The organism is Microbacterium sp. Leaf161 (assembly GCF_001423645.1).
GTDB lineage: Bacteria > Actinomycetota > Actinomycetes > Actinomycetales > Microbacteriaceae > Microbacterium > Microbacterium forte.
This window is the reverse complement of record NZ_LMOW01000001.1, coordinates 2,544,995-2,564,134: the sequence shown is the minus strand read 5'-3', so window position 1 is coordinate 2,564,134 and position 19,140 is coordinate 2,544,995. Positions and strand designations below refer to the sequence as shown.

23 protein-coding genes are annotated in these 19,140 nt (G+C 68.6%); 12 read left to right on the top strand and 11 right to left on the bottom strand.

Features of this window, described 5'->3' with window-relative positions; genetic code table 11:
- Positions 1–38: 38 nt before the first annotated feature.
- Positions 39–263, top strand: a complete 225-nt coding sequence (locus tag ASF87_RS12210) for a DUF3107 domain-containing protein (protein WP_042541981.1) — start codon at positions 39–41, stop codon at positions 261–263.
- Between the two features lie 7 nt (positions 264–270).
- Positions 271–558 carry a hypothetical protein gene (locus ASF87_RS12205; RefSeq protein WP_056376188.1) on the top strand — a complete coding sequence of 96 codons (288 nt, stop codon included), beginning with the start codon at positions 271–273 and terminating at the stop codon, positions 556–558.
- A 160-nt stretch (positions 559–718) separates the two neighbouring features.
- Here the strand turns inward: ASF87_RS12205 and ASF87_RS12200 are convergent, their stop codons facing one another.
- A complete protein-coding gene (locus ASF87_RS12200; RefSeq protein WP_042542188.1) occupies positions 719–1,432 on the bottom strand; it encodes a ferritin-like fold-containing protein in 714 nt (237 codons plus the stop codon).
- Positions 1,433–1,599: 167 nt separating this feature from the next.
- On the opposite strand from ASF87_RS12200, the gene ASF87_RS12195 reads away from it, so the two are divergent.
- Positions 1,600–3,123 carry a DEAD/DEAH box helicase gene (locus ASF87_RS12195; protein WP_056376187.1) on the top strand — a complete coding sequence of 508 codons (1,524 nt, stop codon included), beginning with the start codon at positions 1,600–1,602 and terminating at the stop codon, positions 3,121–3,123.
- A 97-nt stretch (positions 3,124–3,220) separates the two neighbouring features.
- Here ASF87_RS12195 and ASF87_RS12190 read toward each other — a convergent pair whose 3' ends face one another.
- Positions 3,221–4,096, bottom strand: coding sequence for a PHP domain-containing protein (locus tag ASF87_RS12190; protein ID WP_042541984.1), 876 nt, complete (start codon positions 4,094–4,096; stop codon positions 3,221–3,223).
- Positions 4,097–4,183: 87 nt separating this feature from the next.
- Between ASF87_RS12190 and ASF87_RS12185 the strand changes: the two genes are divergently transcribed.
- The 3 genes from ASF87_RS12185 to ASF87_RS12175 are packed head-to-tail and all read left to right on the top strand — an operon-like array spanning position 4,184 to position 7,568.
- Positions 4,184–5,206, top strand: a complete 1,023-nt coding sequence (locus tag ASF87_RS12185) for an endonuclease/exonuclease/phosphatase family protein (protein WP_056376186.1) — start codon at positions 4,184–4,186, stop codon at positions 5,204–5,206.
- Positions 5,207–5,243: 37 nt separating this feature from the next.
- Positions 5,244–6,665, top strand: coding sequence for an aminopeptidase P family protein (locus tag ASF87_RS12180; RefSeq protein WP_056376185.1), 1,422 nt, complete (start codon positions 5,244–5,246; stop codon positions 6,663–6,665).
- A 9-nt stretch (positions 6,666–6,674) separates the two neighbouring features.
- The gene (locus ASF87_RS12175; RefSeq protein ID WP_056376184.1) at positions 6,675–7,568 is read left to right on the top strand and encodes a phosphotransferase; all 894 of its coding nucleotides are present in this window, start codon (positions 6,675–6,677) and stop codon (positions 7,566–7,568) included.
- 3 nt (positions 7,569–7,571) lie between these two features.
- Here the strand turns inward: ASF87_RS12175 and ASF87_RS12170 are convergent, their stop codons facing one another.
- The 4 genes from ASF87_RS12170 to ASF87_RS18130 all read right to left on the bottom strand — a co-directional run bounded on the left by ASF87_RS12170 (position 7,572) and on the right by ASF87_RS18130 (position 10,127).
- Complete coding sequence (locus ASF87_RS12170; RefSeq protein WP_056376183.1) at positions 7,572–7,967, bottom strand: VOC family protein; 396 nt, start codon at positions 7,965–7,967, stop codon at positions 7,572–7,574.
- Positions 7,967–8,617 carry an alpha/beta hydrolase family protein gene (locus ASF87_RS12165; RefSeq protein WP_056376182.1) on the bottom strand — a complete coding sequence of 217 codons (651 nt, stop codon included), beginning with the start codon at positions 8,615–8,617 and terminating at the stop codon, positions 7,967–7,969. Before ASF87_RS12165 ends, ASF87_RS12170 begins: the two co-directional genes overlap by 1 nt.
- The gene (locus tag ASF87_RS12160) at positions 8,617–9,117 is read right to left on the bottom strand and encodes a DUF4870 domain-containing protein (RefSeq protein ID WP_157550062.1); all 501 of its coding nucleotides are present in this window, start codon (positions 9,115–9,117) and stop codon (positions 8,617–8,619) included. The genes ASF87_RS12165 and ASF87_RS12160 overlap by 1 nt, the downstream gene beginning before the upstream one ends.
- Positions 9,118–9,368: 251 nt before the next feature.
- Positions 9,369–10,127: a general stress protein gene (locus ASF87_RS18130; RefSeq protein WP_056376180.1), complete on the bottom strand. Its 759-nt coding sequence runs from the start codon at positions 10,125–10,127 to the stop codon at positions 9,369–9,371.
- A gap of 99 nt (positions 10,128–10,226) precedes the next feature.
- On the opposite strand from ASF87_RS18130, the gene ASF87_RS12150 reads away from it, so the two are divergent.
- The 4 genes from ASF87_RS12150 to ASF87_RS12135 are packed head-to-tail and all read left to right on the top strand — an operon-like array spanning position 10,227 to position 13,633.
- The gene (locus tag ASF87_RS12150; protein ID WP_042541990.1) at positions 10,227–11,492 is read left to right on the top strand and encodes a magnesium transporter MgtE N-terminal domain-containing protein; all 1,266 of its coding nucleotides are present in this window, start codon (positions 10,227–10,229) and stop codon (positions 11,490–11,492) included.
- Positions 11,492–12,037, top strand: coding sequence for a DUF1003 domain-containing protein (locus ASF87_RS12145; RefSeq protein WP_056376179.1), 546 nt, complete (start codon positions 11,492–11,494; stop codon positions 12,035–12,037). Before ASF87_RS12150 ends, ASF87_RS12145 begins: the two co-directional genes overlap by 1 nt.
- On the top strand, positions 12,034–13,152 hold the full coding sequence (locus ASF87_RS12140) for an Mrp/NBP35 family ATP-binding protein (RefSeq protein WP_056376178.1): 1,119 nt from the start codon (positions 12,034–12,036) through the stop codon (positions 13,150–13,152). Before ASF87_RS12145 ends, ASF87_RS12140 begins: the two co-directional genes overlap by 4 nt.
- 7 nt (positions 13,153–13,159) lie before the next feature.
- Positions 13,160–13,633, top strand: coding sequence for a YcxB family protein (locus tag ASF87_RS12135; RefSeq protein WP_235558939.1), 474 nt, complete (start codon positions 13,160–13,162; stop codon positions 13,631–13,633).
- A gap of 6 nt (positions 13,634–13,639) precedes the next feature.
- Here ASF87_RS12135 and ASF87_RS12130 read toward each other — a convergent pair whose 3' ends face one another.
- On the bottom strand, positions 13,640–14,212 hold the full coding sequence (locus tag ASF87_RS12130; protein ID WP_056376177.1) for a hypothetical protein: 573 nt from the start codon (positions 14,210–14,212) through the stop codon (positions 13,640–13,642).
- 41 nt (positions 14,213–14,253) lie between these two features.
- A complete protein-coding gene (locus tag ASF87_RS12125; protein ID WP_042541994.1) occupies positions 14,254–14,640 on the bottom strand; it encodes a translocase in 387 nt (128 codons plus the stop codon).
- A gap of 89 nt (positions 14,641–14,729) precedes the next feature.
- Here ASF87_RS12125 and ASF87_RS12120 point away from each other — a divergent pair, with 89 nt between their 5' ends.
- Entirely contained in the window at positions 14,730–15,365 is a 636-nt protein-coding gene (locus ASF87_RS12120) for an O-methyltransferase (protein WP_042541995.1), read from the top strand.
- Positions 15,366–15,456: 91 nt separating this feature from the next.
- On the opposite strand, the gene ASF87_RS17520 is transcribed toward ASF87_RS12120, so the two are convergent.
- The 3 genes from ASF87_RS17520 to dapE form a co-directional block, all read right to left on the bottom strand.
- Entirely contained in the window at positions 15,457–15,630 is a 174-nt protein-coding gene (locus ASF87_RS17520; RefSeq protein WP_079112537.1) for a DUF3117 domain-containing protein, read from the bottom strand.
- A 96-nt stretch (positions 15,631–15,726) separates the two neighbouring features.
- On the bottom strand, positions 15,727–16,944 hold the full coding sequence (locus ASF87_RS12115) for a hypothetical protein (RefSeq protein ID WP_056376176.1): 1,218 nt from the start codon (positions 16,942–16,944) through the stop codon (positions 15,727–15,729).
- Complete coding sequence (gene dapE / locus ASF87_RS12110; protein ID WP_042541997.1) at positions 16,926–17,999, bottom strand: succinyl-diaminopimelate desuccinylase; 1,074 nt, start codon at positions 17,997–17,999, stop codon at positions 16,926–16,928. The genes ASF87_RS12115 and dapE overlap by 19 nt, the downstream gene beginning before the upstream one ends.
- A 65-nt stretch (positions 18,000–18,064) precedes the next feature.
- Between dapE and dapD the strand changes: the two genes are divergently transcribed.
- Positions 18,065–19,018, top strand: a complete 954-nt coding sequence (gene dapD / locus ASF87_RS12105) for a 2,3,4,5-tetrahydropyridine-2,6-dicarboxylate N-succinyltransferase (RefSeq protein WP_056376175.1) — start codon at positions 18,065–18,067, stop codon at positions 19,016–19,018.
- The last annotated feature ends 122 nt before the right edge of the window (positions 19,019–19,140 follow it).

Genomic DNA, 19,140 nt, shown 5'->3' with positions numbered 1-19,140 from the left:
TCGACCACAGCATCGTCGACTGGAATACAGGAGTACGCGTGGAAATCCGCATCGGCATCATCAACACCGGCCGCGAGCTCAGCTTCGAGACCGCTTCGAGCGCGGACGAGGTCCGCGCACAGGTCTCCTCGGCTCTCGAGCAGAACACCTCTCACCTGAGCTTCGCCGATGTGAAGGGCAACTCCTACCTGGTTCCGACCGCGAACCTCGCGTACATCGAGCTCGGCACCGAGGAGTCTCGTCGCGTCGGCTTCTTCGCCTGACGCCACTATGTACATCCTCCTCGCTCTCGTCGGAGCGTGCACGCTCGGCATCGCGGCCCACTACATGATCGGTGGCCGGGAGCTGCGCGGGGTCGCTCTGACGCCCGCGATGGCCACGGCCCTCGCCGCGCTCTTCTATACGGGCATGCAGTGGCTGGGCGTGGGAGAGGACAGCATCTGGCTGTGGCTCGCGAGCATCGTCGGATCCGTCGCGGTCGCAGCAGGCCTCACGGTCGCGATCGTCGCGTCGCGCCGTCGGTCGGACGCATCGGCCAGGGCCGCGCTCGGCATCTGAGCATTCATGAGCGAACATCGCACGCTGCGGTGGATCCGCGTCAGCATCGGCGTGCTGATGCTCGGCCTCGTGGTCAGCGGTGTCACGGCGTGCCGCTCGCTCTCATCGCCTGGCGTCTGACCCGGCGGCTCGAGCGGATGCGCACGCAGACCGCTGCGGGCTAGGAGGCCAGCCCCATCGCGTCCATGCGACGCGCGTGCGCGCCCATCAGCTCGGTGTAGACCAGCTCGACGCGGTCTTCGCTCATGGCCGCGAGTTCGGGCTGACGCAGGGCTGAACGGCACACCAGGATCGTGTCGCCGACCAGGCGGCGCGCCCACATCGACAGGAGCGATCGCCACTCCCCGTCGCCGTCGATGGTCTCCTGGATGATCGCGACGATCTCGTGACGGGCGTCGTCCTCGCCCAGGATGGCCGCCACCCGCTCGCCGGTCTCTCCGTAGCTCGAGGCGAGCGCGAAGTAGAAGTCGTCGAGCATCCCTGCGGTGATGTAGACGGCCAGCAGCGTTTCACGTGGACGCGCCCCGATCGTCTTGCGACGGAATGCATCGAGGTTCTCGCGGAACGGGAGCATGAGCTGCGTCGGATCGTCACCGCGCTCGGCGATCAGGTCGACGATGGCCCGATGCTTCGTGAGAGCGGCGCCGGCCGCGCGAGACAGGGATTCCTTCTCGGAGAGCTCGGGCGTCGCCCTGATCAGTCGGGTGAGCGTCTCGAAGTAGCCCAGCTGCAGGTACGCGGCCTGTCCGAGGAATCGTGGCAGCTCCGGCGCGAGTTCGGCGAAGTCGACGCGCGTCGCTGCGCCTTGATCCCCTCGACTGCGCAACGTCAGTGTGCGCCGGGGCGTCCTTCGCTTCCAGAACCAGTTCACCACGGGGTTCACAATACTCGGACGAGAGGGGCCTTCCGGGCGCCGCCACCCCCTCGGGTAGGCTGTCGGTGTCCCCGCCGTCGGAGCGGGGCCCGCGCCTGTGGCACAAAGACGGCGTGGATCCGTGAACGTGGCGATCCTCGCAGGTCGCCGGACAGGCACTCTGAACATTGACAACCTTCGCTGATCTCGGAATCGATCAGGACATCATCGACGCACTCGCCGCCAAGGGCATCGTCGACGCCTTCCCCATTCAGGAGCAGACCATCCCCCTCGGCCTCCCCGGCCAGGACATCATCGGCCAGGCCAAGACCGGCACCGGCAAGACCTTCGGATTCGGCATCCCTGTCGTGCAGCGACTGGGGCTCAACCCCGAGCACGGCGTCAAGGCGCTCATCGTCGTTCCCACCCGCGAGCTCGCGGTGCAGGTGTACGAAGACATCGACCTGCTCACGAGCAACCGCTCGACCAGCGTCGTCGCGATCTACGGCGGCAAGGCCTACGAGGGTCAGATCGACCAGCTCAAGGCCGGCGCGCAGATCGTCGTCGGCACGCCGGGTCGTCTGATCGACCTCGCCGGCCAGCGCCTTCTCGATCTGTCGAACGCGACCGAGGTCGTGCTCGACGAGGCCGACAAGATGCTCGACCTGGGCTTCCTCGCCGACATCGAGAAGATCTTCCAGAAGGTCCCCGCGGTGCGGCACACGCAGCTGTTCTCGGCGACCATGCCCGGCCCGATCGTCGCGCTCGCTCGTCGGTTCATGTCGAACCCGATCCACATCCGTGCCAGCGACCCCGACGAGGGCCTCACCCAGGCGAACATCAAGCACCTCGTCTACCGGGCTCACTCGCTCGACAAGGACGAGATCATCGCGCGCATCCTGCAGGCCGAGGGACGCGGCAAGACCGTCATCTTCACGCGCACCAAGCGTGCCGCGCAGCGTCTGGTCGACGAGCTCTCCGACCGCGGATTCAACGTCGGCGGCGTGCACGGCGACATGGGCCAGGATCAGCGCGAGCGCTCGATGGCTGCCTTCAAGGCCGGCAAGCGCGATGTGCTGGTCGCGACCGACGTCGCCGCCCGCGGCATCGACGTCGATGACGTCACCCACGTGATCAACCACACGATCCCCGACGAGGACAAGACGTACCTGCACCGCGTCGGCCGCACCGGTCGGGCGGGCAAGACCGGCATCGCCGTGACGTTCGTCGACTGGGAGGACCTGCACAAGTGGGCGCTGATCAACCGCGCCCTCGAGTTCGGCCAGCCCGAACCCACCGAGACGTACTCGTCGAGCCCGCACCTGTTCGAAGACCTCGACATCCCCGCCGGCACGAAGGGCCGTCTGGTCTCGGCGCCGAAGACGCAGTCGGTGAAGACCGAGCGGGCTCCGCGCCCCGAGCGGGCAGCAGACGTGGCAGCAGAGGGCACGGACGAGGGCGGCACCCGTCGCCGTCGGCGTCGTCGGGGCGGTTCGACCCCGGTGGGTTCCACGTTCGCAGAAGGCGCCTCCGAGGCGCCCGCCGACGACTCGCAGTCCACGACGTCAGCCGACCGCAGTGCCGAAGGCGCCGGCACCCACGACGGCGCAGGCAAGGAGCACCACGACGGCAAGCCGGCTCCGGCGCGCCGTCGCCGTCGTCGTCGCGGCGGTTCGGGCGGAGCGGGAGCGGCTCCGGTCTCCGGAGCCTGATCGACCTCAGAGGGGGCGGATGCTGCAGCAGCGGCATCCGCCCCCTCTGCCGTCTCCGCGGGCACACCGCACCGAGCGGTCGACGGAACGCCCGGCGTCAGGCGTACCGCGGCGCGGTTCCGCTCGCGCGCTCGATGAGCCGCTGCACCATCTCGTCGGAGGTCGTGTTCTCGCCCGGCAGGTTCGGTTTTCCGGTGCCGTGATAGTCGCTCGAGCCCGTGATGATCAGGTCGTGCTTCGCCGCGATCGCATGCAGCGCCTTCTTGCCCGACGCGGTGTTCTCCCGGTGATCGATCTCGAACCCGCCCAGACCAGCGGCGATCAGTTGCTCGATGAAATGCAACGGCATCATGTGGTCGCGTCCGACCGTGGCGGGGTGCGCGATGATCGCCACTCCTCCGGCGTCCGTGATCAGACGCACCGCGGTCAGCGGGTCTGGAGCGTAGTGCGGTTCGTAGTACCCCTCGCGCGGGTGCAGGATCCCATCGAACGCCTCGGTGCGATCCCTAACGATTCCGCGAGCGACGAGAGCATCGGCGATATGCGGACGGCCCACCGTCGCGTCCAGGGTGGTCTGGGCGAGCACATCGTCCCAGTCGAGGTCGTAATCGCGACCGATGCTGCGCACGATCCTCTCGGCTCGGCCGATCCGATCGCCCCGGATCCGATCGGTCTCGGCTGTGAGCGCCTCGTCGAGCGGGTCGAACAGGTAACCGAGCACGTGCACGCTGCGCCATTCGTGCTTCGCCGAGAGCTCCATGCCGGGGATGAACGTCATCCCCAGTCCCGCGGTGGCCGCTGCCGCCTCATCCCACCCGGTGCTGCGGTCGTGGTCGGTCAGCGCGACGGTGCGCAAGCCGTACGCGTGCGCCTGGCGCACGACCTCAGCGGGTGTCTCTGTGCCGTCCGAGTGATTGGAGTGCATGTGCAGGTCGGACGGACCGGCGAAACGGCGTGAGGGAGCGGAGGCCATGCTCCGAGCGTACCGACGACCGCGGACGCCGGTCGCGCACGCCGCCGCTCTAGGGACTTCACAGGGGGGACTTCTAGGCTGGAGGGGATGCTTCGTCTACTGGGGATCCTCTTCACCGTGCTGCTCGCGATCGCGACGGCGGTCGTGGTGTGGCCGCAGTTCTTCCATCTCGAGCAGACCTTCCCGTTCGCTCAGATCGTCGCCGCCCGTGGAGTCGTGCTCGCAGCGTTCCTCGTCGTCGCGGCGCTGTCGCTGCTCCTCCTCTTCGCGAAGCCGTTGCGTGGTTTCGCGGCATCAGTCCTGATCGTCGCACTGCTCGGGGCGGGGGCGACGGGCGCGATCGGCTTCCTGCGCGGATTCGGCGCAGACACGCTCCCCGCCCCCACCGAGTCGAGCCTCCGCGTGCTCACCTGGAACACTGCCGGCGACGAGGTGTCAGCCGAGGAGATCGCCCGCGAGATCCTCGATCGAGGCGCCGATATCGTCGCGCTCCCCGAGACCACGGAGGAGGTCGGCGAACAGGTCGCTGTGCTGCTGCGTGATCAGGACCACCCGATGTGGGTGCACCACGTGCAGTTCAAACCCGACGTCGTCGACGGCCCGAAATCGTGGCACACGACCGTCCTGGTATCCCCCGACCTCGGCGAGTACTCCGTGATCGCGTCGTCGGAAGACGGTTCGAACAACACCGGCTCGGTTCCCAGTGCGGTGCTGATGCCGGTGGATGGCGCGGGTCCGACGATCGTCGCCGTCCATGCCGTCGCACCGCGCATGGACGACATGGCGCAGTGGCAGAGCGATCTGCGCTGGATCGCCGACCAGTGCCCCGCGGGCGACTTCGTCCTCGCCGGAGATTTCAACGCGACGATCGACCACATGGCGGGGCTCGGGGTCGACGGCGGCGACATGGGCTACTGCCGCGACGCAGCGACCCGATCGGGCAACGGCTTCAGCGGCACCTGGCCGAGCTCGCTGCCGGCGCTGCTGAGCACGCCGATCGACCACGTCATGGCATCGCCCAGCTGGACGGCCACCGGATCGGTCGTGATCGGAGGCGGCGGTGGCAGCGATCATCGCGGCCTCGTCGTGCAGCTCGAACCCGCAGGCTGACATCCCGCGGTCGTCACGCAGGTGACAGACTGGAGGGATGAGCACCGCAGAACGCGACACGATCGCAGAGCCGACGACCGAGACTCCCGTCGAAGCCACCACCACGAACCGGAAGCAGCCCTTCCCCCGCGGGTTCCTCGACACGATCTCGACCGGATGGGCCGAGCGCCCCGAGTCGATTCCCGCGCCCCGCGCACAGGCGCCGTTCGCTGCCGTGCGCCGCGCAGCCGTCTCGGCGGCATTCCCCGGCAAGCGCCTGGTCATTCCGGCCGGATCGCTCAAGCAGCGCAGCAACGACACGGACTACCCGTACCGCGCCCACTCGGCCTTCGCGCACCTCACCGGTTGGGCATCGGATGCCGAGCCCGATTCGATCCTCGTGTTCGAGCCCACCGACTCCGGCCACGATGTGACGCTGTACTTCCGCGAGCGCGCGGACCGCACAACGACCGAGTTCTACGCGGATGCCACCGTCGGGGAGTTCTGGATCGGCCCGCGCCCGTCTCTCACCGGCGTCGCCGCAGACCTCGATGTCGCGACCGAGCACCTCGCGCAGTTCTCGAGCGCTGACGGTGAACTCGTGCTCGAGGAGGACGACGACCTCACCCGGTTCGTCTCGGAGCTTCGTCTCGTCAAGGACGAGTATGAGATCGCCGAGATGCGCCGTGCCGTCGACATCACCGCCCAGGGCTTCGAAGACGTCATCCGTTCGCTTCCCGACGCGATCGCGCATGCTCGCGGCGAGCGCGTCGTCGAAGGCGTCTTCCACCGTCGCGCCCGCGAAGACGGCAACGGCGAGGGCTACGACACGATCGCCGCATCGGGTCCCCACGCCTGCTACCTGCACTGGACCCGCAACGACGGAACGGTGGTGCCCGGAGACCTGATCCTCGTCGATGCCGGCGTCGAGGCCGACAGCCTGTACACCGCCGACATCACCCGCACTCTCCCCGTCTCCGGCACCTTCAGCGAGGTCCAGCGCCGGGTCTACGAGACCGTGCGCGAGGCCGCGGATGCCGCGTTCGCCGCGGCACGGATCGGCGTACGGTTCCGCGAGGTGCACGAGGCCGCCATGCGCGTGATCGCCGCCCGCGTCGCCGAATGGGGCCTGCTGCCCGTGACCGCGCAGGAGGCGCTGGACGCAGATGCCGGCGGACAGCACCGTCGCTACATGGTGCACGGCACGTCGCACCATCTGGGCATCGATGTGCACGATTGCGCTCAGGCCCGTCGAGAGATGTACTACGACGGCATCCTCGCGCCCGGCATGGTGTTCACGATCGAGCCCGGCCTGTACTTCCAGATCGACGACCTCACCGTGCCCGCGGAGTACCGCGGCATCGGCGTGCGCATCGAGGACGACATCCTGATGACGCAGGACGGTCCGATCAATCTGTCCGCCGACATCCCCCGCACCGCCGACGAGGTCGAGGCCTGGATCGCTCGCATCCAGAGCTGAGCCCGCTGCATGCACGAGCGCGAGCTCGCACTCACGGAGGAGACCGCTGCGGGATTGATCGCGCAGCGGTTTCCCGCGCTCGCCCACCTGCCGGTCGAGCGCATACGCACCGCGGGCACCGTGAACACGATCACCCGGATCGGCGACGAGTTCGCGGCGCGGTTCCCCCTCGTCGTCGAATCGGCAGAGGCACTCGCTGCTGAGGCCGCGGCGATGGAGGAGCTCGCAGACGTCTGCGCGGTGCCTTCGCCCCGCCCTCTCGGTGTCGGTGAGGCGACGGCCGAGTACCCATCGGCATGGTCGGTGCAGACATGGGTTCCTGGCGAGACAGCGGGCCATGATCTCCACGCGACATCCGATGTCCTGGCGCTCGACGTCGCCACGCTGATCGCGTCGCTGCGGACCGCGGATGTGCGCGGGCGCGAGTTCGACGGTCAGGGCCGTGGGGGCGTCCTCACCGATCACGACGACTGGGTCGCACTCTGCATCGAGAGAAGCGCTCATCTGGTCGATCCGGCCGGCGTGCGGCGGCTGTGGGGTACTCTGCGCGACCTGCCGCGCTCCGGTCCGGATGCGATGAGCCACCGCGATCTCACCCCGTTCAACCTGCTGGTCGCGGGCGATCGCCTTGCGGGCGTTCTCGACGGCGGCGGATTCGGCCCTGCTGATCGTGCTCTCGACCTGGTCGCCGCCTGGCATCTGTTCGACGCGCCTCGCCGACGCATGGTGCGCGAGCGCGTCGGAGCGTCGGATGTCGAATGGCAGCGGGGAGCCGGGTGGGCGCTGCAGCAGGCGATGGGTCTGGGCTGGTACTACGAGGACACGAATCCCGCGATGAGCGCTCTCGGACTCTCCACGATGCGCCGTCTGCTCGACGACGCTGAGCTCACGTCGGTCGCGTGATGCCTACGCCGGCGGATCCGCGACGATCTCGACCTTGAATCCCTGGTCGTTCTCGACCCATCCGGCATAGTGATCCGGCCCGCCGGCGTAGGGGTACCGCTCCTGATACAGCGGGCGCCACCCGTGCGCCTCGGCGTCGCTGACGATCGCGTCGACCTCTGCTCGGGCGCCGCCCCAGAAGGCCAGATGATTCACCCCGGCGCGACGGCGGTCGTGGTCAGCCGAGGTGAGGTTCGGCGACGTCGTGATCGTCACGTAGGCACCTCCCGCCTCCCACGTGCGACCGTCCGGCCACTCGCCCGTGAGCTGCAACCCCAATCGAGTCAGCAGCCAGTGCCAGCTTCGCGAAGCCTCGTCGAGATCGGGCACCCAGATCTCGACATGGTGCAGACCCCTCATCAGGGGTGCACGAACTCCGCGACGAAGGGTGCGAGCGACGCGCCGATCTCGGACGCAGGGCGCCTGCGCCCCTTCACCTCGAAGGTGTGACCGCCCCCCTCGATCCAGATGATGCGCGCGTCCTGACAAGTCGCGACGACCTCCTCCAGCTGCGTCACCGGCTGGATGAACGGATCGTTCGTGCCCTCGATGAACAGCTGCGGGGCGCTGATGGCCGGAAGGTGCTCGGCGCGCGGTTTCTCCGGCTTGCCCGGCGCGTGCAGCGGGTATCCCAGGTACGCGAGACCGTCGACGGAGAGTCCCTGCGCGACGGCCATCGACGCCATCCGTCCGCCGTACGACTTGCCCGTCGCCCAGATGGCCGCATCCGGGTCCTGCTCACGCGCGAACGCGACCACAGCGTTCCAGGTCGCGATCGCATGTGTCGCCGGGCCCGGCATCCGGCGTCCCTGCTCGACGTACGGGAAGTTGAAGCGCAGCGTGGCGTGTCCACGGGAGGCGAGCTCTTCGGCGAAGCCGGTGAGGAAGGGGTGGTCTTTGCCGGTGCCAGCGCCGTGCGCCACGATCACGGTCGATCCGCTGTCCCCTGCCGACCAGTCAGCCGAGATGGCGGCCGGTCCGGCGGGCAGATCGACGAGGATCTCGACCATCAGGCGCGCAGGTAGGGAATCGCGAACGGTACGCGCATGACTCTGCCGCCGGATGCCTTCACCATGCCCATGATGACCAGGACGACGTGGAAGGCCGACAGCGCGAAGTAGATCGTGATCGGGATGCCGATGGGGTAGAACCCGCTCGACGGAGAATCGGCCGTGAGTGAGAACAGGATCACGAAGTGCGAGATGAGCAGAACCGTCGACACCAGCAGGTATGTGAGCCCCCAGTTCGCGGCCGCTCGAGCGTTCTCGCCGGCCACGCCTCCGAAGCGACGCGATGTCCCGCCGCTGACGGCCATGGCGATCCCCGATGCGAGTCCGCCGACGAACGGGAACGGGATCAGGATCAGAAGGCCGAGAGCCCACGGAAGAAGCCCGCGCGGCGGCACGGCGGCGGGATAGGTCCCCGCGGGGTAGCCCTGTGCCGGATAGCCGGGTGCCGGATGGCCGGGTGCCGGATTGCCGGGTGCCGGATACCCCTGGGAAGGAGGCATCTGCGGCGGGGCGTAGCCGACGGGCTGCTGAGGCGACGACGCTTGGCCGGGAGCGGCGGGCGGCGCGTACCCCGGTGGCTGCGACGCGGGCTGCTGCGCATATCCCGGAGGCTGCGGCGGCGCGTAGCCGTACACAGGCGCCGGTGCAATCGGGCCCTGGGCGGGAGGCCCGGGAGGCACGGGAGGTACGGGAGGCACTGCGGGGTGTGCGGGTGTCGCCGACGGGTCAGTCGCGCGGTCTGCGTCGGACATCAGACGGTTCCCGCCGAGGTGGGCGGGAGGCCGGGCTTGCCGGGGTCGGGCGTGTCGATCGGCGGTGCGGTCGGGGGTGCGGCCGGATCTGCGGGGCGCGGCGGAACAGTCGGCTCTTCGGGAGCGGCTTCAGGTCCACCGAGCGGCGGGGTCGGGCCGGGAGTCGGGTCCTCTGGCGAGACGGGAGGCGCTGCCGGAGGCGCAGGCGCAGGAGCGGGCTGGCCACCCGGAGCGATGCGCTCGCCGTACCTCGGCGGCTCGTCCAGATCGACGGGCGCACGCACCGGTGCAGGCTTGGCCGCCCCCAGGGCGAGACGCGCCTTCGCGAGTGACGTGGCCTGCACCCGCACCTCGTAATGGTCTGCGGCGAACTGCGTGACGCTCGCGAAGTCGCGGCGTCGGCGCACGATCGCATAGGTGACGAGGCTGAGGAGCATTCCGAGCGCGACGCCGATGAAGACGAACCCGACGAAGAGCTGGATCGGCACCTCGGGGTTGCCGATCACGAGGATCGCGGAGAGGAAGAGACCGATGAGCACGCCGTTGATGGCCCCCGATCGTGCCGCGGCGGCATAGCCGAGTCGACCCGTGATGCGCTCGACCGTCCGGACGCTCTGCCCGATGATCGCGATGTCTCGGGCCGGCACCTCCTGGGCGATCAGTTTCGACACCGTCTTCTGGGCGCCTTCGTAATCGCGGGTGGAGGCGACGATCTCGCCCTCATCGCGGCTGTCGGCTGGACGGTTCAGCATGCTCATCCCGCCATTGTTCCATGCCTTGTGGTGACAGGGCCGGGAGTGTGTCGTGCTGCGGCCCCGCGGGGGCCGCGGGAGGGCCCTGCGCACTACGCTGGACGAGTGAGCACACAACGGGTATTCGCCGCGCGCCTGGCAGGCTGCGCCGTCTTCGATCCCGTCGGCGACCGGCTCGGCAAAGTCCGAGATGTCGTCATCGTGTACCGAAGTACGGCTGCTCCGCGTGTCATCGGCCTCGTCGTCGAGATCCCCGGGCGACGACACGTCTTCCTGTCGATAGGACGAGTGACGTCGATCCGTGCAGGCCAGGTCATCAGCACCGGACTCATCAACGTGCGCCGCTTCTCGCCGCGCGCCGGAGAAGTGCGGGTTCTCGCAGAGCTCTTGGGTCGACGGGTCAGCCTCGTCGACGGCACCGGCACTGCTGTCATCGAAGACGTCGCCATCGAGCCGAACCGCCTGGGCGAGTGGGCCGTCAGCCAGCTCTTCCTCCGTCGCCCGAAGACCAGCGCCTCGCCGTTCGCCAAGGGCCCGACGACGTTCGCCGCCTGGAACGAGGTCACCGAGCAGCACTCCCCTGGCGAGTCCCAATCGGCCGAGCAGCTCGTCGCCTCCTACTCCGAGCTGCACGCCGCCGACCTCGCGAACACCCTGCTCGATCTGCCGCAGCAGCGCATGATCGAGGTCGCAGAGGAGCTCTCCGACGATCGGCTCGCCGACGCCCTCGAAGAGATGCCCGAGGACGACCAGGTGCACATCCTCGACCGCCTCGGCGACGAGCGAGCCGCAGACATCCTCGACCAGATGGAGCCGGATGACGCCGCCGACCTCCTCGCCCAGCTGCCGCCCAATCGCCTCGAGCAGCTGCTCGAGCTGATGGAGCCGGAGGAGGCCGAGGACGTCAGGATGCTGCTGCGCTACGGACCTGACACGGCCGGCGGTCTCATGACGCCCGAGCCGATCATCCTCTCCGCCGATGCGACCGTGGCCGAGGCGCTGGCCCTCATCCGGCGTCACGAGCTGCACCCCGCCCTTGCCGCAGCCGTGTTCGTGACCCTGCCACCCTTCGAGACGCCGACGGGCAGACTGCTCGGCATGGTGCACTTCCAGAGGATGCTGCGCTACCCGCCGCACGAGCGGCTCGGCGCGATCATGGACGACAGCCTCGACCCCGTGCGCGTCACCGCATCGGCTGCGGAGGTGGCCAGGATGCTCGCGAGCTACGACCTCGTCTCGCTTCCGGTGATCGACGCCGCCCATCGTCTGGTCGGCGCCATCAGCATCGACGACGTCCTCGACTATCTGCTGCCCGACGACTGGCGCACACATGACAGCGACGAGCCGTCGATCCCGAAGGAGGTGCGCTGATGCCCCGCTCCCGCTCGCGCTCCCCTCAGCTCGACGCCCCTCTGGGCCGCGGCACCCCTCGGCAGCGGCCGACATCGCGTGACCGCTTCGGCCGCTTCACCGAATGGGTCGCCCGTGCCATGGGCACCCCGGCGTTCCTGCTCATCCTCACGCTGTTCTGCGTGCTCTGGATCTGCTGGAACACCCTGCTGCCCGACCACCTGCGCTTCGACGATGCCGCGCTCGGCTTCACGGCCCTCACCCTCATGCTCTCGCTGCAGGCGTCGTACGCGGCCCCTCTGATCCTCCTCGCGCAGAACCGCCAGGACGACCGCGACCGCGTGCAGATCGAGCAGGATCGCCAGCGTGCCGAGCGCAACCTCGCCGACACGGAGTACCTGGCCCGAGAGATCGTCGCGCTGCGGATGTCGCTCGAAGAGCGCAACAACCAGGTCGTGACCCGGGATGTGCTGCGCCACGAGCTCAAGTCGCTGCTCGCCGAGCTCGGCGAGCAGGACGAGGAGCCGACCGAGCGACGCCCCCGCGGCCGCTCCACATCATCATGAGCTCAGCCGACTCCGTCCGAGCAGCCGTCGCCGCTGTCACCGACCCCGAGCTTCGCAGACCCATCGGCGATCTCGACATGGTCAGGGAGATCAGTGTCGATGGAGCACACGCGCACGTCGCGATCGTGCTCACGATCGTGGGCTGTCCCGCAGCGGCTCGCATCGAAACCGATGTCCGCGCCGCGGCCGCTTCGGTGCCCGGCATCGCCGAGGTGGACGTCGAGGTCGGCGTGATGACGCCGTCGGAGCGCAAAGCGCTCACCGAGAAGCTGCGCGACGGGCGGCCTCCTCGCCAGATGCCCTTCGGCCCGGACTCACTCACACGGGTGATCCTCGTCTCGAGTGGCAAGGGCGGCGTGGGCAAGTCCACTGTGACGGCGAATCTCGCGGTGGCGCTCGCGGCTCAGGGCCTCTCGGTCGGCCTCGTCGACGCCGATGTGCACGGCTTCTCGATCCCGGGCCTCCTCGGCATCCCTGCGGGAACACAGCCCACGCGCATCGACGACCTCATGCTCCCGCCCGTCGCCCATGGCGTGAAGACCATCTCGATCGGCATGTTCCTCCGCGACGGGGAGGCTGTGGTCGCTTGGCGCGGACCGATGCTGCACCGCACCGTGCAGCAGTTCCTGACAGACGTGTTCTTCGGCGATCTCGACATCCTGCTCATCGACATGCCTCCTGGCACCGGTGACATCGCCATCTCGATCGGGCAGCTGCTGCCCCACGCCGAGGTGCTGGTCGTCACGACGCCGCAGGCGGCAGCATCCGACGTGGCGATCCGCAGCGGGCTGGTCGCTCGCCAGACCGGGCAGCGGGTGATCGGGGTGGTCGAGAACATGGGAGCCCTCACGCTTCCGGACGGCACCGTCGTCGATCTGTTCGGTTCAGGAGGCGGTGCAGCCGTGGCCAGTGCGCTGTCGGAGACGCAGTCCGTGCCGCTGCTGGCATCGATCCCCCTCAGTCCCGCGCTGCGTACGGGAGGCGACGAAGGGGTGCCCGTGGTGCTCAGCGCCCCCGACGATGCGGCGGCCGTCGCGATCCGCGAGCTCGCAGGTTCCCTCGCCACTCAGGGGCGCGGCCTCGCCGGTCGTTCGCTGCCGATGACCCTGGGCTGAGACGATCGTGGCTCTCACCGTCGACGAACAGCTGCTTCGGGGCATGGCACGCGACGCCGCGATCTACGCCCTCACACGCCCCGTCGCGATCGTGATGTGGATCGCCCTCGTCGCGGCATTCATCGTCAGCATCCTCAACCTCACCGCCGTGCGCGGCACCCAGGGGCTGGCGGGTCTGCTGCCCGTCGCGAGCATCGCCCTCATGGTCTACGCGGTCGTCATGACTGTCGTCGGCGCCAGACGCGCCGTTCGGGCCGCCACCCCTCCCGGCAGCGCGGTGTGGCTTCGGCTCGATGACACCGCTCTGCACGTCGGCGCCGGCAGTCGGTCGTCGGACATCTCGTACAGCACCTTCCAGAGCGTTCGTGCCGGCAGGCATGCCGTGCTCTTCAAGCTTCGAGGCGCGTCCGCGATCACGGCGATCCCCCGTGCGCTGCTGTCCGATGACGACATCGCGACTCTCCGGGCCAGGATCGGCTGACTGCGATCAGGTCTGGGGCGGCCTCGGAACGCGGCGTGTGATCAGGCGCCTCAGCAGGATCACCAGAGGAAGAAGCACCGCGAGGGGTGGACACATCACCGCTCCGAGAGCAAGCAGAGTCCCCACCGGGTAGTCGTTGCCGCCGGTGCGGCCCAGTCCGATGCTGCCGTCACCGATCGAGTCGCCGGCGACGAGGAATCGCCCGTCGTACGTGTCGAGCGAATCCCGGCAGTCCACCAGGTGAGTGCCCGCCTCGGCCGCGGTGAACTGGGCGGACTGCACGAACCCGGTCCGCGGCGTCATCCACCACAGCACGTCGTCCCAGCTCACCGCGGATGGGCCCTGCTGCGGACGCTCGGCGCCGTCCGGCCCGATGACGCTGCAATCCATGGTGCCGAGCGTGGCGGAGATCCCGCTGGTCCAGATGCCGACCCGAGCCCCGGAGTCGAGGTCGACCGCCATCGTCTGCCCGATCGGGACGTCCTCGGCGCTCTCGATCGACCGCACGATCGGCAGCACCCAGAGCGCCCAGATGAGGACTCCGGTCACGGCGCAGATCGCGGCGGCGAAGAACGCCATCCGGTCTCTGGTCCGAAGCCGACTCTCGTCGACCGTCCGCGTCACGTGGCTTCGGGATCGAACGGGGGCGGACTCGCGACCGAGAACTCCGGTCGCACCCTCGGCGTTCGCACCGGCTTCACCGTCGGCTCTGCGACGACCGCCTCGGCTCTGGCGGGCCCGGGCGCCGCGTCGTCTTCGAAGAGAGCGTCGCGGATGATGCGTCTGGGGTCGTACTGCCGAGGGTCGAGCTTGCGCCAGTCGACGTCATCGATGTCGGGGCCCATCTCGTCGCGGACGCGCGATTTGGTGTCACGGAGGAACTCGCCGGCACGCCGAGCGAGCTTCGCGACGCTCTCGGCGTAGCGGGGCAGCCGCTCCGGTCCGATGAGCAGCGCAGCGATCAGACCGATGAGCAGCAGCTTCTCGAAGGTGATCCCGAACTGCATGTGTCCAGGCTACCGCCGCGCCTGCCGTTGTGCCGCGCACCGAGCGCATACGCTGGGAGAACACATATCTCAGTCGGGAGAATCAGTCAATGAGCGAGAACGATGCGAACGCACGTTTCATCCGCGAGTCGATCGTGGAGCCTTCGCCGATCGCCCGCGCGCGTGCGCACGCCATCGAACTCGGCGCTTCGCCGATCAGCGCGGCCGTCGGCTCGCAGATCGCGGTGCTCGCCGCGGCGACAGGTGCCAGGTCGATCGTCGAGATCGGCACCGGAGCCGGTGTCTCGGGCCTCTGGCTGCTGCGAGGGGCGCCGCAGGCCGTACTGACCTCGATCGACAACGAACCGGAGCATCTGGCCGCGGCTCGTCAGGCGTTCTCCGACGCTCGGGTCGCCCCGACGAAGGCTCGGTTCATCACCGGTCGCGCCGCCGACGTGCTGCCGCGCATGAACGAAGCGTCCTATGACATCGTGCTCGTCGATGCGGACCCCGAGAACGTCATCGACTACGTCGAGCACGGGCTGCGGTTGGTGCGCACCGGCGGGATGGTCCTGGTCCCCCGGATTCTCGGTGGCGGCCGCGTGGCCGACCCCGTGCAGCGTGACGAGGTGACCTCGGCCTATCGCTCGCTCGTGCAGGAGACCCAGGAGTCCTCAGCGGTGCTCGCGACCGTCTCGAGCTCCGGCGAAGGCCTGCTGCAGCTGATCAGCGTCGGTGAGGGCTGAGCCGACGACACCCCCGAACAGACGGAAGAGGGCGACGGATCGATGATCCGTCGCCCTCTTCGTGAATCCGCGTGCGCGAATTCGAGTTCTCTCAGGCGGGCTTCACGACGGCTGCCAGCACGTCGTGGAGTTCCTTCGCCTCTGCGTCGTTCACGGAGACGACCAGACGGCCGCCTCCTTCGAGCGGGACGCGCACGATGATGAGTCGTCCTTCTTTTACGGCCTCCATGGGTCCGTCTCCGGTCCTCGGCTTCATCGCTGCCATCGTGGGCTCCTTTTCCTCCGGTGGTATGCGATCAGTTTATCGGGTGTTACCGGAACCTGGATGTCCCCTATGAAGAAATGCATCAAGCCTTAACATTCACGGCACCTGCCAGAACGTGTTCCCCAACGCGTAGATGTGGTAGATCCAGAGCCACTGACCCAGCAGGCAGACCGCCAGAACCCCCAGCCGCCAGACGCGCGAGCGCAGCACCGCGAGTGCTCCCCAGGCAGGACTCAACGGCAGGAGCAGCCGGAAAGTGCTCGACTGCGGGAAGAAGACGGCGAGCAGATAGAGAAGGTAGCTCGCGCTCCAGAGCCTGAGATCGGGACCGAGCGCGCGCACCTGGGGCAGATAGAGCAGAGCCGCACCTGCCGCCACGACGAGGAGCGCCAGAGCGACGGGGCCCCACGCGCCGGGAAGCCCCCACTGGGCGAACCAGAACTGGGACGCCTGGATCCAGCCTTCGAACGGCACGAAACCCTCGACGCCGCCGACGAGCCAGTTCCTGCGCCAGGCGAGCTCGGTCGCGAGGTACGCGCCGGGGTCTCCGGTGACGATGCCCGCGATGACCTGCCACGAGAAGCCCGCGATCGTGGCGAGGGCGCCGAGCGCCACGATGTGCACGATCTCCCGCAGGGCGAGCGGGTCGTCTCGGCGGTGCCACCAGCGGAGGATGCCGTGCAGACCGAGGTAGAGCGCGAATGCGAGGATCCCCGGTCTCGTGAACGCCATGACGGGGATGAGAAGGTAGAGCCAGACGTAGTTCCTGCGCACCGTCGCGTCGAGCGCCAGGAACAGCAGGAGGAGGAACAGCGTCTCGGCGTATCCGACCTGGAACATCGCCGCGACAGGTCCGGAGGCGAAGAACACCACCGACCACATCGTCGCCCGCGCGCCGATGCGCTCACGCAGCAGTCGGTGCAGCGCGAGGCAGGCGAAGTAACCGGCCACGAATGACAGCAGGAAAGCGCCCATCCCCCACGAGCCGAACACGAACCCGACCGTCTTGGCGGCGAAAGCGAACACCGGCATGAACGCCCAGGCGTTCTCTGCGACCTCACCGGACTCGGTGAGGGGAAGAGAAGACGGATACCCCTCTTCGGCGACGAGCCAGTACCACTGCGCATCCCACCCGACGATGAAGTCGGCGAGCCCCGGCTCCGCCCCGAACCTCGACAGCGACGTCGACAGCGTCGCCGCCGCGATCATCATCGCGGTCGTCACAGCGCGCGCCGCGAGGTAGATCAGGGCGATCCGCAGCGCCAGCGGTGCGGCCGCCCACCGACGGGTCGCGGTCAGCGCGAACTGAGCCATGCGCGCAGTCCTCGCTCGACGGCGTCGATCTGCGCGAGCGGAACGCGCTCCTCGTCATGATGCGCGAGGTGCGGGTCCCCCGGTCCGTAATTCACGGCGGGGATGCCGAGGGCCGAGAAGCGAGCGACGTCGGTCCATCCGTACTTGGGGCGCGGCTCGGCGCCGACGGCAGTCACGAAGTCCCGGGCGATCGGGGCATCGAGACCTGGCCGCGCGCCTTCGGCGGCATCGGTGATCTCCACGTCGAAACCGGCCAGCAGGTTGCGGATGTGCGCTTCTGCATCCGCCGCCGACTTGCTCGGAGCGAACCGGTAGTTCACCTCGACCTCGCACGCATCGGGAATCACATTGCCCGCGACCCCTCCCGTGATCCGGACGGCGCTCATGCTCTCGCGATACAGCAGTCCGTCGACCGCGATCTCCTTCGCACGGTACTCGGCCAGACGCGCGAGGATCGGGGCCGCCCGATGGATGGCGTTCTCTCCTATCCAGGCGCGGGCGGCGTGCGCGCGCACGCCGGTGGTGCGCACGATCGCACGCATCGTGCCGTTGCAGCCGCCTTCGACCTCACCGTTCGACGGCTCGCCGAGGATCGCGAAATCGGCCCGGAAGAGGTCCGGCCGCACCGCAGCGAGGAGAGCGAGCCCGTTCTTCGACGCCTCGACCTCCTCGTTGTCGTACCACATCCAGGTGATATCGACCGTGGGCTCGGTGAGCTCGGCCGCGAGTTTGAGCTGCACCGCCGTGCCGCTCTTCATGTCGACGGTCCCTCGACCCCACAGGTGGGCGACACCGTCGATCTCGAGGTCCTTCGTCGGCACGTTGCCGTTGATGGGCACAGTGTCGATATGCCCTGCGATCGCCACCCGCTGGGCTCGTCCGAGGTTCGTGCGGGCGACGATCGTGTTGCCGTGACGGATCACCTCGAGGTGGGAGTAGACGGAGATCGCCTCCTCGATGGCGTCCGCGAGCGTCTTCTCGTCACCCGAGACACTCGGGATGTCGCAGATCGCACGGGTCAGGTCGACAGAGGACGCTGTCAGATCGAGCATCATGCACCCAGCCTACTTACCCCGACATCTGTGCGATCGTCCACGCCCGCTCGCGATACCGTGGAGGCATGACTGAGGCGCGCACCGTGTGGGGTACCGGACTTTCGACGACCGCCGGCGACGGCACAGTTCTCGACGCGTGGTTCCCCGGGGTGCTCTCCGAAGCCCCGTCGGTCGAAGACGCCGAGGCCGCACTCCTCGCGCTCGAAGCGCTGGCAGGTCCCGACGAGCGACGCAACGTCACTGTCGAGACCGTGCAGCTGCACATCGATCTGGATGCCGCGCCCACGTCGACAGTCGACGCCTATCTGCGACTGCACGCGCTCTCACACCTGGTCGTGCGGCCGAACGAGCTCAACCTCGACGGCATCTTCGCCCACCTGCCGAACGTGGCCTGGACCAACGCCGGCCCCGTGCACCCCGATGACGCGGCACGACTTCGCCCGTTGCTGCAGCGGGCAGGGATCCAGGTGCAGGGGCTCGACAAGTTCCCCAGACTCACCGACTACGTGCAGCCGGCGGGCGTGCGCATCGCTGACGCCTCGCGCGTCCGCCTCGGCGCCCACCTCTCCCCCGGCACGACGGTCATGCATGAGGGCTTCGTGAACTTCAACGCCGGCACGCTGGGTGCGTCGATGGTCGAAGGACGCATCTCTCAGGGGGTCGTGGTCGGCGACGGCAGCGACATCGGCGGCGGCTCGTCGATCATGGGCACGCTCTCGGGTGGCGGCGCACACCGCGTCTCGATCGGCTCGCGCACACTGCTGGGCGCCAACGCGGGAATCGGCATCTCGCTCGGCGACGACTGCGTCGTGGAAGCCGGGCTCTACGTGACGGCGGGCACCAAGGTCGTGCTCCTCGACGCTCCGGCGACCCCCGACGGCGGCAGGAAGACTGTCAAGGGCGCTGAGCTGTCGGGCCAGAACGGCCTGCTGTTCCGCCGCAATTCGCTCAGCGGAGCGGTTGAGGCCGTGCGGCGCGCGGGTGTCGGCGTGACACTCAACGAGGCGCTCCACGCCTGAGCGACGCGCTGAGCGGGAGCGCGTCCCAGGCTTCTCCCCCTGACGCGTGATAGTGTCGAATCGACGATCCTCGCAGTGCGAGTCGTCTGCGTCGTCGACACGCTCCCGCGCCACTTGCCTGG

Coding starts and splice junctions, on each gene's coding strand:
- ASF87_RS12205 (WP_056376188.1), top strand. CDS start 271: ATGTACATCCTCCTCGCTCTCGTCGGAGCGTGCACGCTCGGCATCGCG.
- ASF87_RS12190 (WP_042541984.1), bottom strand. CDS start 4,096: ATGGCCTCCGCTCCCTCACGCCGTTTCGCCGGTCCGTCCGACCTGCAC.
- ASF87_RS12185 (WP_056376186.1), top strand. CDS start 4,184: ATGCTTCGTCTACTGGGGATCCTCTTCACCGTGCTGCTCGCGATCGCG.
- ASF87_RS12180 (WP_056376185.1), top strand. CDS start 5,244: ATGAGCACCGCAGAACGCGACACGATCGCAGAGCCGACGACCGAGACT.
- ASF87_RS12175 (WP_056376184.1), top strand. CDS start 6,675: ATGCACGAGCGCGAGCTCGCACTCACGGAGGAGACCGCTGCGGGATTG.
- ASF87_RS12170 (WP_056376183.1), bottom strand. CDS start 7,967: ATGAGGGGTCTGCACCATGTCGAGATCTGGGTGCCCGATCTCGACGAG.
- ASF87_RS12165 (WP_056376182.1), bottom strand. CDS start 8,617: ATGGTCGAGATCCTCGTCGATCTGCCCGCCGGACCGGCCGCCATCTCG.
- ASF87_RS12160 (WP_157550062.1), bottom strand. CDS start 9,117: ATGCCTCCTTCCCAGGGGTATCCGGCACCCGGCAATCCGGCACCCGGC.
- ASF87_RS18130 (WP_056376180.1), bottom strand. CDS start 10,127: ATGAGCATGCTGAACCGTCCAGCCGACAGCCGCGATGAGGGCGAGATC.
- ASF87_RS12145 (WP_056376179.1), top strand. CDS start 11,492: ATGCCCCGCTCCCGCTCGCGCTCCCCTCAGCTCGACGCCCCTCTGGGC.
- ASF87_RS12140 (WP_056376178.1), top strand. CDS start 12,034: ATGAGCTCAGCCGACTCCGTCCGAGCAGCCGTCGCCGCTGTCACCGAC.
- ASF87_RS12130 (WP_056376177.1), bottom strand. CDS start 14,212: ATGGCGTTCTTCGCCGCCGCGATCTGCGCCGTGACCGGAGTCCTCATC.
- ASF87_RS12125 (WP_042541994.1), bottom strand. CDS start 14,640: ATGCAGTTCGGGATCACCTTCGAGAAGCTGCTGCTCATCGGTCTGATC.
- ASF87_RS12120 (WP_042541995.1), top strand. CDS start 14,730: ATGAGCGAGAACGATGCGAACGCACGTTTCATCCGCGAGTCGATCGTG.
- ASF87_RS17520 (WP_079112537.1), bottom strand. CDS start 15,630: ATGGCAGCGATGAAGCCGAGGACCGGAGACGGACCCATGGAGGCCGTA.
- ASF87_RS12115 (WP_056376176.1), bottom strand. CDS start 16,944: ATGGCTCAGTTCGCGCTGACCGCGACCCGTCGGTGGGCGGCCGCACCG.
- dapE (WP_042541997.1), bottom strand. CDS start 17,999: ATGATGCTCGATCTGACAGCGTCCTCTGTCGACCTGACCCGTGCGATC.
- dapD (WP_056376175.1), top strand. CDS start 18,065: ATGACTGAGGCGCGCACCGTGTGGGGTACCGGACTTTCGACGACCGCC.